Consider the following 14,513-nt stretch of genomic DNA (forward strand, 5'->3'; position numbering starts at 1 on the left):
CCAGCTCGCGGACGCCATCCGCCGAGCGTGGCTCGGCGCTACGGGTATCCCACGGTTGCGCGGTGCCGCCTTCTGACGGTAGCGCCGAGCCGTGCTCGGCGAGCGCGAAGCGCGGGCAGTTCCGGCCTGACCGGTCACGGACGCCATCCGCCGAGCGTGGCTCGGCGCTACGGATCTCTCACGGCTGCTCGGCGAGCGCGAAGCGCGGGCAGTTCAGTGCAGTGAATCAAGCGCCCTTTCCAGCGCATCCAGGTTCGGCAGCAGTGCGCTCTGCTCGCCCAGCAGCACGCGCATGTGCACGCTGTCGGGCAGGTTCTCTTCCGACGCGTCTGCCAGCAGACCGTCACGCGGCACCGAAATCAACTGCGGAAAGCCCTGCGTCAGCACCGCGTAATACGGTCGCTCTGCGTGGCCTGCCAGCGATTTCAACACCACCACCTTGTTGTTGCTGCCCACGCTTTCTTCGCCCAGGCCGGACAAGCGGGCAAAGGACACCAGCGGTATGTCCCAGCCGTGCCAGGCCAGCCGACCCAGCAGCCAGTGCGGGCCGTCCGCCGTCGGCTCGACCTGCACCTTGGCCATCATTTCAGCGACGGTCGCATTCGGCAGCAGCACGCGCTCCGGTCCGGACTGGATGAGGACACCGCGGATTTCATCATTATTGGCATGGCTCACGACGGCTCTCCTTGCTCAGGCAGTTCCCAGCGCGCACTGATGGCCTGCGCCAGCTCCTGGGGTTCGCCGGCGAACATGCCGGCAGCGACCACCGCGGTTGCGGCAGCCGGGTCATAGCATCCCTCACCGACCTGGCCGCCGACCCACGCACCGGCTTCGGCGAGGGTGAGCGCCGGGTCGACCTGGGACAGATCGGCACCGCTGAGCAGGATCACCGCACTGTGCGCGGGCGGCAACGCGGCCAGGTCCAGACCCTGCGCGCTGCCGAGGAAATACAACCCGCCGTCCCGCAGGGCGGCGGCCGTATCATCGGACAGGATGTACACCTGCCCCTCAAGGACGTCGGCACCGATTTCAGCCAGCTCGACCGGCAGCGGAGAGACGCGTGCCATCTGCTTCACCAGGTTGCCGTAGCGCGCGCCATCCAGCGGCATGCGGACCAGCAGGGGCACGTCGAGGCGGGCCGGCAGCGCGGCCAGCAGGCGACGCAGCGCATCGGGGCCGCCAATACCGGCCAGTACCACCACCGCGCCCTTGGCACCGCGACGAGGGCCGGCCGCTTCGTCCATCTCAACCAGCGACAGTCGATCCGAATCGAATGCCGGCAAGGGCGGCGGTCCCGCGTCCACGCGTGCGGCGGGGGCAAAGGATGCCTCGTCGTCCAGCAAGGACCAGCTTCCGTGATCGAGCGGCACGGACGGCAGCACGGGGCTGCTGATGGCGGCCGGCTCGTCCCGCTCGGTCACCTGCGATGGCTGCCAAGGGCCCGGGGGCTCGTACAGACTGTCGCCCGCCAGCAGGTCGGCCGCGTCGACGGCTTCATCGACATGGAACGCCAGCGGTGCGTTGGCATGCAGCTGCTCGGGAGTGTCCGGCAGGCCAGGTTCCGGCACGAGCTCTTCTTCGACTTCCGCACCCGGTGGCAGCACCTGGCGGTGGCCATGCAGCTTGGCCGCCAGATGGCGTGCCCAGCGCTGGGTTTCCCACCCTTCGCGGCGTGCCGCCAGTTCGGCCTCGTCGAACACCAGGGTGAAATCAGGCGAAGACAGCACCGCATCGAGGCGTTCCAATGCGTCCTCCACCGCAGGCTCCAACGCGATCACCACCGCCTGCGGCGCAACCGCAAGCAGCGCGGCCGGGTCCAGCACGTTGGGATCCTCTTCCAGCACCAGCGCTACATCGGCCTGCGCGAGTGCTTCACGCAGGCGGTCGCGCGCGGCGCCCTCCCTGGCCAGCAGTGCAACGGCCGGCGGCGGCATTACGTCATTCACGGACACGGGCGATCCCCAGCAGGTCGTACACGTTACGCATCAGGTCGAGCTCTTGGTAGGGCTTGCCCAGGTAACGCTGCACGCCGATTTCGAAGGCGCGCTGGCGATGCTTTTCGCCACTGCGCGAAGTGATCATCACAATGGGCACGTCGCGATAGCGCGGGTCGGCACGCATGGCCGTGGCCAGTTCATAACCATCCATGCGCGGCATCTCGATATCCAGCAGCATCAGGTCGGGCACACGCTCTTCCAGTCGCTCCAGCGCCTCCACGCCGTCGCGGGCAACGCTGACATCGAAGTTGTGGCGTTCCAGGATGCGCCCGGTGACCTTGCGCATGGTGAGTGAATCGTCCACCACCATCACCAGCGGCACCTGCCGCTGCAGTTCCTGTTCGGCAACCAGCAGCGGACGCTGCGGGTTGGCGACGAAGCGACGCACCAGCGGGGCCACGTCCAGGATCACCACCACGCGGCCATCGCCGGTGATGGTGGCGCCGTAGATGCCCGGAACCGACGCAATCTGCAGGCCGACCGGCTTGACCACGATTTCGCGGTTGCCGAGCACCTGGTCGATCGCCACCGCCGCGCGCAGGTCGCCTGCGCGGACCAGCAGCAGCGGCACCTGGGCCTGGCCCTCGGCGCGCGCCGGCGCCTGGCCGATCAGGCTGCCGAGATCGTGCAGCGTGTACTCCTCGCCACTGTAGCGGTAGGTGCTGTCGCCCGCTTCGAAGCGCTCGCGTGAGATCCGACCGATACCGCTGACCGATGCCACCGGCACGGCGTAGGTGGTCTCGCCGATCTGCACCAGCACCGCCTGGGTCACCGCCAGCGTCTGCGGCAGGCGCAACGTGAAGCGCGCGCCCTGGCCACGGACCGAGTGGATTTCCACGCTGCCACCCAACTGGCGCACTTCGTTGCGCACCACGTCCATGCCTACGCCGCGTCCGGACAACTGGCTCAACTGGTCGGCGGTGCTGAAGCCGGCGGCGAAGATCAGATTGTCCAACTCGTTGTCCGCCAGCACCGCCTCGGCCTGGATCAGCCCGCGTTCCAACGCACGACGACGGATCGCCTCGCGGTCCAGCCCGGCGCCATCATCCGACACGTCGAGCACGATTTCCGAGCCTTCGCGGTGCAGGCGCAGGGTGATCTCACCCTCTTCCTGCTTGCCGGCGGCGCGGCGCTGCTCGGCCGTTTCCAGACCGTGCGCCACCGAGTTGCGCAGCATGTGTTCCAGCGGCGCCACCATCCGGTCGAGCACGTTGCGATCGAGTTCGCCATGCGTGCCTTCCAGGGTGAGGTGGACCTGCTTGCCGGTATCCACGCCTGCCTGGCGAACCACCCGGCGTAGACGCGGCACCAGGCCATCGAAGGGCACCATGCGTGCACGCATCAAGCCATCCTGCAGCTCCGAACTGACGCGCGACTGCTGCTGCAGCAAGGTGTCGTACTGCCGCGACAGGTCATCCAGCACACCCTGCAGCCCGCCCAGATCGGCCGCCGATTCGTTCAGTGCACGGCTCAGCTGCTGCAGCGTGGAGAAGCGGTCGAGTTCCAGCGGATCGAACGTGTGGTCCGCCTGCTCCTGCTCACGCTGGTAGCGCGCCACGATCTGCGCTTCGGTCTCCAGATCAAGACGACGCAACTGATCACGCAGTCGGGCATTGGTACGTTCAAGCTCGCCCATGGCGCCGCGGAAGGCACCAAGCTGCTGTTCCAGCCGCGAGCGGTAGATCGCCACTTCACCGGCGTGGTTGACGAGCCGATCAAGCAGGTCGGCGCGCACGCGCACCTGCTCCTGCTGCGGTCGTGCGCCCCCCTCTTCTTCGCCACCGCCGTCCAGCGGCAGCGGTGCCGACAACGGCAGGCTGGCGATGAGGTCAGCGGCGGTCGGCTGCGCAGGTGTGACAGCCGGCTCAGGGGCCGAGCCATCGAGAACGACCTGGCCACGCGTACGTGCGTCGAAGGCGGCCACCAGGTCATCGGCGGCGTCCACGCCGCGATGCGCACCGGTGCGGGTCAGCATCTGGTGCAGGCGATCAAAGCCGCGCTCCAGCAACTGCACATCGGCGTGTCCGATGCTGGTGCGCCCGGCTGCGACAGCCTCCAGCAGCGACTCGATGCCATGCCCCAGATCACCGATGGCGTTGATGCCCGCCATACGTGCACCGCCCTTCAGCGTGTGCAGATCACGTTGCAGGCCAGCCAACGCGTCGCGGTCCTCCGGTTCGGCGCGCAGGTCGCTGATCAGGCCATCGCAATGATCCAGCAGATCCTTGCCTTCTTCGACGAAGATATCGACCAGCTCGCGGTCCAGCACGTTGAAGTCCAGCGCATCGGCAGCCGCCACCTCGTCGTCCTGCCCCGTCTGTTCGTCCGCCACGTCCTCGCCTGCAGGCGCGACGGTCGGGGGCTCCATCTCGAAGTAGGGCTGACGGTCAGCGGAGACCGCTTCGGCTTCGGCTTCGGCTTCGGCTTCGGCTTCTGCTTCGGCTTCGGCTTCTGCTTCGGCTTGCTCGTCTTCCACCTGTTCGGCGAATGCGGTGGCCTCCAGCGAAGACACGTCGTGGCCTTCTATCGAGAGCAGCGGACTGTCCTCCTCGTCCTCGGCGCCCTCCTCGATGATGTGCAGACCTTCGTCCAGCGCTTCCTGCAGGGCCACGGCATCGCCAAAGGTCGGCGCGGCAGGCAGTTCGTCGTCGGCGTCTTCCTCAGCGTCAGCTGGCGCCTGCTCGGCGTCGGTGATGTCCGCTGCAGCGACTTCGTGCACATCCGGGCCCGCACTGGACGGCAGTGCAGCGTGCGCGGCATCGTCCAGATAGAGCGACAGGTCTTCGGCGCCGGTCAGCTGCACGTCTACGTCTGTTGCACTGACCGGCTCGGCCACGTCTTCGAGCGATTCGACAGCGTCGACAGACGCGGCGTCGGCCGCATCCCGCAGTGGCGCATCGTCCACGTTGGATGCTGCTTCGAAGAAGCGCGACAGATCGGTGGCACCGGTCAATTCGATCGGCGGATCCACGACGGGCGCAGAGAGGTCGACCGGCACAGCGTCCTGCCCGACTGCCTCGTCTGGCGTCCACTCCGCGGCTTCGTCACCGTCGATCAACCGCAGCTCGCCCTCCTCGACCATGGATTCGGCCAGGGCCTCGAGGTCCGCATCGCCGTCCGTCGGGTCGGTCGGCGCCAGGCCAGCGTCGGCCTCGACCTCGACCGGTCCGTCCACCTGCGTATCGGCAGTGTCGGCAGTATCGGCATTGTCGGCATTGTCGGCATGCTGCCACGGCGCGACAGGTGCTTCCTCCTCCCCCGTGGCTTCGACGGCCTCAACATGCCCGTCCACGTCGGCAAGGTCGTCGGTGTCCTCGAACCCGTCGGCGACGGGCCAGCGGGCTTCCGGCAGCGTCGCGGCCAAGGCCTGCAGACGCTCGGCAAGCGCGTGCTGCAGCGGCACCCGGGGGGCGTCGGCCTGCAGGGCACGCATGGTGACGTCCACTGCCTGCGCGGTGGCCGCCAGTGCATCCACCGCATCCGCGGTAGGCACTTCGCCAGCGGCCAGGGCGCGCTTGATGTAACTTTCGGCTGCACCGGTGACGGTGGTGATTTCCGGCACATCGGTCATCGCAAATGCACCATTCATGGTGTGCACTGCGCGCAGCAAGGGATCGTTGACCGGCTGCGGTTCGCTACCAGAGGCTTCCAGCCAGCCATGCAGCGTGGCCATGTGCGCTTCCACCTCGGCCTCGAGGATCTCGCGCAGCACGCTGTCGATACTGGCAGGCGTTCCGTCCAGTTCCGCGGCGACCGGGATCTCGGCGCCATCAACGGCGGGTGTGACCGCGTCGTCGGCAGATACCCCGACGGCGGCTTCTTCCACCCTGTCCACCGAGCGGGCAGGCAGCGGCACATGGAAGGTCTCCTCGCCGGCCGCCACGCGATCCGCGATGGACTGCAGCGCCTGCAGGTCCGCGGTGATGAGGTGGCCGCCACGCAGCGCTGCGTTGAGTTCCGGCAACACGCCGAAGGCCTGCTCGACCACCGCCACCACGGCCGGCGATGCCGGCCGCGTGCCGTCCAGCACGCGGTTGAGCATGCCTTCGATCTTCCACGCGAATTCACCCAGGGTGCGGGCACCGACCAGTCGGCCGCTGCCCTTCAGCGTGTGGAACACGCGGCGGATAGGCCGCAGCCGGTCCATGTTGTCGGGTTGGGCGCGCCATGCCGGCAGCAGATTGCCCAGGTTTTCAAGTTCCTCGTCGAACTCTTCGAGGAAGACATCACGGATGTCCTGATCGATATTCTCGGCGTTCTCGTCGAAACCGCCCTGCAGGCCCGTGATGACCGGTGCCGCGGACACCTCGTCCACCACCGGCACGGCCGGCGATCCGAACGCAGGATTGAAGGCCGCCGCTTCAGCCGCGAGCTCGGCAAGAAAGCGCGCATCCGCCTCGGCGAAGTCGCTGGCACTGGCACTGGTAGCGTCGTCGTCGGCGGCGCCAATGGACGGCGGATCGGCGGCCAGCACGTTGTCCATCGCAAGGCCATCGGCGTTGAACGTGATGACATCCGCTTCCACGGCATCCAGCGACAGCACGTCATCGGCGCGACTGAGCTCGCCGTCGTCGAAGCGGAAGCTCACCGGAACCGCAAACGCATCGTCTGCATCGCCTTCGGCCAGCACCGGATCGAACACGCCGCCCTCGAAGCTGATCAGCGTGTCGTCGGCTGCGCCGGCGGGTGCGGAAACGGCATGTTCAAGATCTGCAGCCGCCCTGTCGAGTGAACCATCCACCTGCGGGGTCGGTTCGATGGACCAGGCGGACGGATCCGGCGCATCTTCGGCCGATACCGGGTCGAAGCTGGCGAAGGTCGGCATATGGTCCGACGTCTGCTCGACCTGGAAGCTGCCGAGCTCCCAGGCGGGGACCTCGGGCGGCGCGGCGGTTGTGGCGGCGAACAGCAGCGTCGGTTCGGACGACGGCGCGTGGATGTCGTCTTCTGCGATGTCCTGATCACGCGCCGTGGGCGGTGCGTCGAACACGAGATCCGGCAACGGCGGAGGCCCCTGCGGCGACACGGCCGCGAACGGGCGCGTGTCGAATTCCGGCACGTCCAACGGCGGCGGCAGGATGGACTCGCGTTCTACCGGCTGCACCGGCTCGCTGGCTACGGCATCAGCCGCGATGGCATCGGCCACCGGCAGCGGCCAGTAACGCAGGCTTTCCAAGCTGCTGCGAGTGATGTCCAGAATGTTCTCGCGCCCCGGACGGCGGTCGCGTAGCGCTTCAAGGTAGTACTCCAGGCTGGCCATCGCATCGGCCAGCGTGTCCAGCTGGCGACCGCTGGGCACACGCTGGCGCTCCACCAGCTCTGCCTTGATGTACAGCTGCACGCCCTTCAGATAATCCGCCGGCACCTGCAGATCCAGCATGCGCAGCGCGCCGCCGACCTCGCCCAGCAGGCGTGGCACGTCCTGCAGTTCGGCGTGGTTCCAGTTTGTCTCGATGAAGGCGACGAAGTGCTCGCGGGCCACGGTGAAATTGGCGATGGCTTCGTGGGCCAGAACCTCCAGCGTGCGGCGGGTCTCTGCGGCAGACGGATCGTCCTCGCCGGTTCCCGCTGCGCCCAGATGGGCGACCTGATCATCCAGCGACGCATCGACGTAAAGCAGCGCACCGGCGACATCGAGCAGCATGCCCTCATCGATTGCCTGATTGCCTTCCACCACCGCGCTCAGCGCATCACGCTGCTGCACCACCACGTTGCGTGCCACATCCAGGCCCATCATGGCCAGCGTGTCACCCACCGCCGTCAGCTCACGTACCTGCTGGTGCAGCTGTTCGGGCTGCCCGCCCGTGCGCAGATGCAGGTCAAGGGCATCCTTGATGCGCAGCAGTTCTTCCTTCACCGCGCTGCCGACCGTATCCAGCAGTTCACGGTTGCGTCCGCTCAGGCTGCCCCGTGCGTGGTCCAGTTCGGCTTCGCTGGCACTGACGCTGTCGGGCGCGAACGCCAGCAGCACGCTTTCGTTGATGCCGGCCACGCCGCGCGCGGCACGGATCTCATTGAGCAGCGGCAGCAGCACGATGGGAATATCGCGATGGCCATTCTGCAGGCGCTCCAGATAGTCGGGCAGCAGCACGCTGCCACGCATCAGCGTCGCGCAGGATTCATCACGCTCGGCCACCTCGCCGGTGCCGATCGCCAGCGCGAGCTGCTCCAGCTCTTCGGCCACCATCGCCGGGGCGTACAGCTCCACCATCCGCAGGGTGCCCTGCACCTGGTGCAGGTAGCCGGCGCACAGGCGCATGCGGCTGCCATCGGCGGGGGCCTCGACGAAGTACTCGACCTCATTGCGCACCTGGCGCAGGGTCTCGTCCAACTCAGGTTTCACCCAGCCGAGGGCGGCGTGGCTCATTGCGTCACGCAGGCTGCTCATGGGCGGGCTCCGGTCGCCAGTACGACCCTGCACACGCGGGCAGGACGTTCAATGTGGCGGATGTCATGTCGATGCTTCATCAGGTGATCCTTGCTTCTCCGCGCCACACCGCTTACGCGGGCAGCTTGAAGTCGGCGACCGAGCGGCGAAGGTCGGCGGCCAGCTGTGCCAGGTGGCCGATCGATTCGGCGGTCTGCCCCGCACCCTGCGATGTCTGGCCGGTGATCTGCCGGATCACGCCCATGGTCTGGGTGATGTCCGATGCAGCTGACGACTGCTGCTGGGCGGCGACGGAGATGTTCTTGATCAGGTTGTTCAGCGCATTGGACACGCGCTCGATCTCGGTCAGTGCCGTACCGGCGTCTTCCGCCAGGCGGGCACCGGACACCACTTCGGCCGTGGTCTGCTCCATCGAGGTAACCGCTTCGTTGGTATCGGCCTGAATGGCCTGTACCAGGCCCTCGATCCGACGCGTCGCACCGGACGTACGTTCTGCCAGGCGCTGCACTTCGTCGGCCACTACGGCAAAGCCACGACCGGCCTCGCCTGCCGAAGCCGCCTGCACCGCGGCGTTCAGTGCCAGGATGTTGGTCTGCTCGGAAATGTCGTTGATGAGTTCCACGATCGAGCCGATCTCCTGCGAGGACTCGCCCAGGCGCTTGATGCGCTTCGACGTTTCCTGGATCTGGTCACGGATCTGGTCCATGCCCTGGATCGTCTCGCGCACCACGCCGGCACCCTCGGCGGCGATCACCACCGAGCGCTGTGCCACTTCGGCCGATTCAGACGAGTTGCGCGACACCTGTTCGATGCTTGCTGCGATTTCGCCGATGCGGTCCGACGCGTTGGTGATCTGGTTGGCCTGGTGGCCTGCCGCCTCGGCCAGCTGCATGGCCGTGGCCTGCGTTTCCTGGGTGGACAGCGCGACCTTGGCCGAGGTGTCGTTGATGGTGGTCACCAGATGGCGCAGTTCGTCCACGGCATAGTTGATGGCGTCGGCGATGGCGCCGGTCATGTCTTCGGTGACCGATGCCTTCACCGTCAGGTCGCCTTCGCCGAGCGAACTGATTTCATCCAGCAGCCGCATGATGGCCTGCTGGTTGCGGCTGTTGAATTCCACCTGGGTCTGGTAGCGCAGCTCCTGCTCGCGCGAGCGGCCGCGCACCGAGGTGCTGACGAAGCCGATGATCGCGATCAGCGACAGGACACCGGAGACCACGCCGATCCAGAAATTGGGGAACAGGCGGGTATCGCTGACCGAGCCGAACGAGGAGAACGCATTGAAGAGCGTCTTGCTGTCGGCCAGCATGTCCGCCGAGCCGGTGGCCAAGCTGGCTGATGCGGCCTGCGCGGCAAACAGCTGGCGCGAACTGGCCAGGATGGCATCGGCGTCTGTTTTCATCGCCGTCCACTGCTGCTGCGACTGCTCCAGCGCAGCCAACGCGGCCGCACCGCGCACCGCAACGATGCCAAGTTCGTCATTGCCGTTGCGCAACGCATCCATCACCTGGCTGAAGACCGTGATGTCGCGGGCCAGCGCATCACCGGCGGCCGATGCCGATGAGCCCCCGGCCCGGATTTCGGTGATACGACGGGCCATCGAGCCGGCCACGACGACCTGCTGCAATGCACTGTAGATCTGCGAGGAGGGGGCGCCGGCGGCGCTCATCGCGCGGACGACTTCGTTGAGCTGTGCCTGCAGGCCGGGGATCGCGCCGCTGAAGTTGTTCGCGTTGCCCGCCAACGTCAGCACCGCCGACTCACTGGCGATCAGCTGCGTCGCACTCTTGCCCAGCGGCTGCCACGTCGCGGCCAGCTTGCTGATCGGCGAGGACACGCCCGGCTCATTGCCGTAACGGCCCTGTAGCGTCGACATGTTCTCGTCGATCGCGGTGCGCGTGGCCTTGAACGCGGTGAACGCCTGCGCATTGCCGGCGACCGCATCACGGCCCTGGTTGGCCAACTGCTGGGACAGCACCTGCAGATCGGCTGCCTTGGTGCTGGCGTCGGCCAGACGGCTGCCCTGCCAGGTCGCCACACCGGTGTTCAGGCCGAACAGCGCCATCGCCACCAGCAACAGGATCAACCACGCGTTGGTGCCACCGAGGCGCAGCTTGCTGGCCTTGTTGGAATCCGAAGTAGTACTCATCGTTCAACCTCGATGTTCAATGCAATGCAGAGACGACGTACCGGTACCTTCAGGCAGCGGCTTGTCGGAATTCAGGAGTGCGCGACAGCAGCGAGAGCGAGAAAACGCCCCAATCGTGCCCGTCGGCCTGGAATGCGCGGTCGACGAAGTGGCCGTAGCGGCCTTCGGCCAAGCCACCAACCGATACTTCCTGGTCCAGCTCGAAGCTGCGCTGGCCGAACAGTTCGTCGATGGTCAGCGCCACATCACCGCCGGCCTGCCGCATCACCAGCACGCGCTGGCCTTCCTGCTGCACGGTGCGGTTGCCTTCCAGGAACAGCTTCAGGTCGATCACCGGAAACAGATTGCCTCGCAGGTTGCCCACGCCCAGCAACCACGGCTGCGCACAGGGCACCGGCGTCACCGGCGGCATCGGGACGATTTCCACCACTTCGCGGAAATCCGATACCAGCCGACGGTTGCCGACCCGGTAGCCCACGCCACGCCACAGATCCTGCGCGAACTGCCGCTCGGGCAACTGCACGGCATGGGCGAGGCTGCGCCGTTCGTAGGCTTCAAGAATGTCGAAGGGTGAACGCATCAGGACACCAGCTCGTTGATGCGGGCGATCAGGTCTTCTTCGCGCGGCGGCTTGACCATGTAGTCACGCGCACCCTGGCGAAGGCCCCACGCCTTATCCGTGTCCATCGCCTTGGTGCTGACGATGATGACCGGAATATTCTTGGTCGCCGCGTCGCGGGCCAGCGAACGGGTAGCCTGGAAGCCACTCATGCCCGGCAGCACGACGTCCATCAGGACCAGCTGCGGCATGTGTTCCTTGACCAGCACGATCCCGTCCTCGGCGTTGTCCGCTTGCAGAACTTCGTGCCCGGCCTTGGTCAGCCATTGCGTGAACACCGCCCTGTCGGTCGGTGAGTCCTCGATAAGAACGATTCGAGCCATTTTGCCTTTCCCCCCTGGTCAGGCGTTGACGTATGTGCGGATGGCACCCAGCAGTTCTTCACGCGTAAAGGGCTTGGTCAGGTACTGCTCCGAACCCACGATGCGACCACGCGCCTTGTCGAACAGGCCGTCCTTGGAGGACAGCATGATCACCGGCGTGGACTTGAACAGCTGGTTTCCCTTGATCAGCGCGCAGGTCTGATACCCATCCAGACGCGGCATCATGATGTCCACGAAGATGATCTGTGGCTGCTGGTCGGCGATCTTGGCAAGTGCCTCGAAGCCGTCGGTCGCGGTGACGACCTCGCAGCCTTCCCGTTTCAACAACGTTTCCGCGGTCCGGCGGATCGTCTTCGAATCATCGATGACCATCACCCGGAGTCCTGCGAGCTCCCCGCCCGCAGTCATGTTCTCAGTCATTGCCGTTCCCCATGCGCGGCACTTCGGTCGGTGCCGCTGCGAAGGCGTATCTATATCGCACTTGCGTGACCGCCAGCAAGTTCGGCGATGAATCTTCTGCGCAACCCCCGTCCGGCGGGCCTGCGGCCATCGGCCGCACGCAGCGTTGCGCGCCACGGGGCAGGCAACACCGGGCCGGAGCCGCTACCATCAGCACCTTGCCCCACAGGTGCTCCCATGCCGCTGAACGTCATCGTGGTGATGGATCCCATCGCCCACATCAAGATCGCCAAAGACACGACCTTCGCCATGCTGCTCGAAGCGCAGCGGCGCGGCCATGCCCTGCACTACGTCAAACCCGGCGGCCTCAGCCTGGACAGCGGACGGGCCGTAGCCCGCACGGCGCCCCTGCAGGTCCGCGACGACGCGGCCGACTGGTACACGCTGGGCGAGTTCAGCCTGACCGAATTCGGTCCCGGCCAGGTCGTGCTGATGCGCAAGGATCCGCCGGTCGATGCGGAATTCATCTACGACACGCAGGTGCTGGACGTGGCCGCGACGGCCGGTGCGTTGGTGGTCAACAACCCGCAGGGACTGCGCGACTACAACGAGAAGCTCGCCGCGCTGCTGTTCCCGCAGTGCTGCCCCCCTACCCTGGTCAGCCGCGATGCCAAGGCGTTGAAGGCGTTCGTGCTGGAACACGGGCAGGCCGTGCTGAAGCCGCTGGATGGCATGGGAGGCCGCTCGATCTTCCGTAGCGGCACGGGCGACCCGAACCTCAACGTCATCCTGGAAACGCTGACCGACGGCGACCGCAAGTTGACCCTGGCGCAGAAGTTCATCCCCGACATCACTGCCGGTGACAAGCGCATCCTGCTGGTGGATGGCGAACCGGTGGATTACTGCCTGGCCCGCATTCCGCAGGGCGACGAGTTCCGCGGGAACCTGGCTGCCGGTGGTCGCGGCGAAGGCCGCCCGCTGAGCGAGCGCGACCGCTGGATCGCCGCCCAGGTGGGGCCGGAGATGAAGCGTCGCGGCATGCGCTTCGTCGGCCTGGACGTGATCGGCGATTACCTGACCGAGGTCAACGTGACCAGCCCGACCTGCGTGCGTGAACTGGATGCCCAGTATGGGCTGAACATCGCCGGCACCCTCTTCGATGCCATCGAGGCCAGCCTGCCGTAATGCCGGTGGTCGCGCCCCTGCTCTTGGCGGACCGCTCCGCGCAGCGTCTGGGCACCACCCTGGCGCTGTCGGTGGCGGTGCATGGCGCGCTGCTGCTGGGCGTCGGCTTCGCCGTTCGCGGCGAAGCGCCGCTGGTGCCGACGCTGGATGTGATCTTCAGCCAGACGCGCACCGCGTTGACGCCGAAGCAGGCGGATTTCCTGGCCGCTGCCAGTCAGGTCGGTGGTGGCGAGCACGACAAGGCGCTGCGCCCACGCGACAGCCAGGCGGGGGTAGTGCCGCAGGCGCTGCCAGGCAGCAGTCCGGTGCCGCAGCAGCGCCAGGATGCCGCGGCCCCGCCGCCACCGCAGTCGCGGGTGGTCAGCAGCCGCAATGGTGAGCAACAGGTCGCACAGGCCCAGTCGCAGCCGATGCCGGAGCAGCCACGCTCCGACGCGCCGTTGAACGCACGCGAGCAGCGCGATGCCGACATGGCGCGCCTGGCGGCCGAGGTGCACCTGCGTTCGGCGCAGTACGCCAAGCGGCCAAACCGCAAGTTCGTTTCAGCCAGCACCCGCGAGTATGCGTGGGCCACGTATCTGCGCGCCTGGGTGGACCGCGCTGAGCGCGTGGGCAACCTGAACTACCCCGATGACGTGCGCCGTCGTCGCCTTGGCGGGCAGGTCGTGATCACGGTCGGTGTGCGCCGCGATGGCAGCGTGGAAAGCGCGCGCATCCTGAGATCCAGTGGGACGCCGTTGCTGGACGAGACCGCGCTGCGCGTGGTTCGCCTGGCCCAGCCCTTCCCCGCCCTGCCACAGACGAAGGATGACATCGACATCCTGCAGGTGACGCGTACCTGGGCGTTCCTGCCCGGCGGCGAACTGCGCGACGACTGAGGGTGGATGAGGCCGGGCTGCGCCCGGCACCTGCTTTGAAGCAACGGCAACGGCAACGGCAACGGCAACAGCAACGGCAACGGCAACAGCAACGGCAACGGCAACGGCAACGTCAAAGGCCTGCAGAGCTGTGTGCTGGGCGGGGCGGGGTGCGGTGGCGGGGGACGGCAAAAACTGCATCCATGCGGGCCTTGTTTCGCGCCATCCATGGCGGGGTCCACGTCATCGCATTCGCGCTGCCGCTCCCACGCTTTGCTTCGCAAACCGTGGGCCCCGTCCCACCAGCACCCACACCCCGCCGCTTCGCGGCCGCCCCTGACTCAGGGGCTCCCTCCACCCGACGCGCCAACGGGGCCTGCGGTAGCGCCGAGCCGTGCTCGGCGGAATGTTTCCGCCAACGGCCCGCTGCGCTCGCCGACCATGGGTCGGCGCTACCGATCTTCCTTCTTTTTTTACGCGACGGGCGGCGACCGGAATGTGTCAGGGCCGGGCGGTGGGGCTGGGCGGGGGCGTTGAGTGCCATAAATGGCGGGTCCACGTCATCGCATTCGCGCTGCCGCTCCCACGCTTTGCTT

9 protein-coding genes are annotated in these 14,513 nt (G+C 67.0%); 2 read left to right on the forward strand and 7 right to left on the reverse strand.

The annotated features are described in order from the left end of the window. Positions 1–213: 213 nt before the first annotated feature. The 7 genes from IFT58_RS15310 to pilG form a co-directional block, all read right to left on the reverse strand. A complete protein-coding gene (locus IFT58_RS15310) occupies positions 214–675 on the reverse strand; it encodes a chemotaxis protein CheW (protein WP_192095861.1) in 462 nt (153 codons plus the stop codon). Further along, positions 672–1,952: a chemotaxis protein CheB gene (locus IFT58_RS15315; protein WP_192095863.1), complete on the reverse strand. Its 1,281-nt coding sequence runs from the start codon at positions 1,950–1,952 to the stop codon at positions 672–674. Before IFT58_RS15315 ends, IFT58_RS15310 begins: the two co-directional genes overlap by 4 nt. Continuing rightward, the gene (locus IFT58_RS15320; protein WP_192095865.1) at positions 1,939–8,385 is read right to left on the reverse strand and encodes an Hpt domain-containing protein; all 6,447 of its coding nucleotides are present in this window, start codon (positions 8,383–8,385) and stop codon (positions 1,939–1,941) included. The genes IFT58_RS15315 and IFT58_RS15320 overlap by 14 nt, the downstream gene beginning before the upstream one ends. A gap of 112 nt (positions 8,386–8,497) precedes the next feature. Further along, entirely contained in the window at positions 8,498–10,534 is a 2,037-nt protein-coding gene (locus IFT58_RS15325) for a methyl-accepting chemotaxis protein (RefSeq protein ID WP_192080157.1), read from the reverse strand. Positions 10,535–10,583: 49 nt separating this feature from the next. Next, a complete protein-coding gene (locus IFT58_RS15330) occupies positions 10,584–11,114 on the reverse strand; it encodes a chemotaxis protein CheW (RefSeq protein ID WP_188324703.1) in 531 nt (176 codons plus the stop codon). Next, the gene (locus IFT58_RS15335) at positions 11,114–11,476 is read right to left on the reverse strand and encodes a response regulator (protein WP_188324704.1); all 363 of its coding nucleotides are present in this window, start codon (positions 11,474–11,476) and stop codon (positions 11,114–11,116) included. Before IFT58_RS15335 ends, IFT58_RS15330 begins: the two co-directional genes overlap by 1 nt. Before the next feature lie 18 nt (positions 11,477–11,494). Further along, positions 11,495–11,896, reverse strand: a complete 402-nt coding sequence (gene pilG / locus IFT58_RS15340) for a twitching motility response regulator PilG (RefSeq protein ID WP_042614342.1) — start codon at positions 11,894–11,896, stop codon at positions 11,495–11,497. 216 nt (positions 11,897–12,112) lie between these two features. On the opposite strand from pilG, the gene gshB reads away from it, so the two are divergent. Further along, on the forward strand, positions 12,113–13,060 hold the full coding sequence (gshB, locus tag IFT58_RS15345) for a glutathione synthase (RefSeq protein ID WP_188324705.1): 948 nt from the start codon (positions 12,113–12,115) through the stop codon (positions 13,058–13,060). Then, positions 13,060–13,938, forward strand: coding sequence for an energy transducer TonB (locus IFT58_RS15350; protein ID WP_192095867.1), 879 nt, complete (start codon positions 13,060–13,062; stop codon positions 13,936–13,938). Before gshB ends, IFT58_RS15350 begins: the two co-directional genes overlap by 1 nt. Positions 13,939–14,513: the final 575 nt, after the last annotated feature.

Source organism: Stenotrophomonas sp. CFBP 13718, from assembly GCF_014842145.1.
Taxonomy (GTDB): Bacteria; Pseudomonadota; Gammaproteobacteria; order Xanthomonadales; family Xanthomonadaceae; genus Stenotrophomonas.

Bases quoted from the DNA above. Each gene is read 5' to 3' on its own strand.
- IFT58_RS15320 (WP_192095865.1), bottom strand. From the start codon at position 8,385: ATGAGCAGCCTGCGTGACGCAATGAGCCACGCCGCCCTCGGCTGGGTG.
- IFT58_RS15325 (WP_192080157.1), bottom strand. From the start codon at position 10,534: ATGAGTACTACTTCGGATTCCAACAAGGCCAGCAAGCTGCGCCTCGGT.
- IFT58_RS15330 (WP_188324703.1), bottom strand. From the start codon at position 11,114: ATGCGTTCACCCTTCGACATTCTTGAAGCCTACGAACGGCGCAGCCTC.
- IFT58_RS15335 (WP_188324704.1), bottom strand. From the start codon at position 11,476: ATGGCTCGAATCGTTCTTATCGAGGACTCACCGACCGACAGGGCGGTG.
- pilG (WP_042614342.1), bottom strand. From the start codon at position 11,896: ATGACTGAGAACATGACTGCGGGCGGGGAGCTCGCAGGACTCCGGGTG.
- gshB (WP_188324705.1), top strand. From the start codon at position 12,113: ATGCCGCTGAACGTCATCGTGGTGATGGATCCCATCGCCCACATCAAG.
- IFT58_RS15350 (WP_192095867.1), top strand. From the start codon at position 13,060: ATGCCGGTGGTCGCGCCCCTGCTCTTGGCGGACCGCTCCGCGCAGCGT.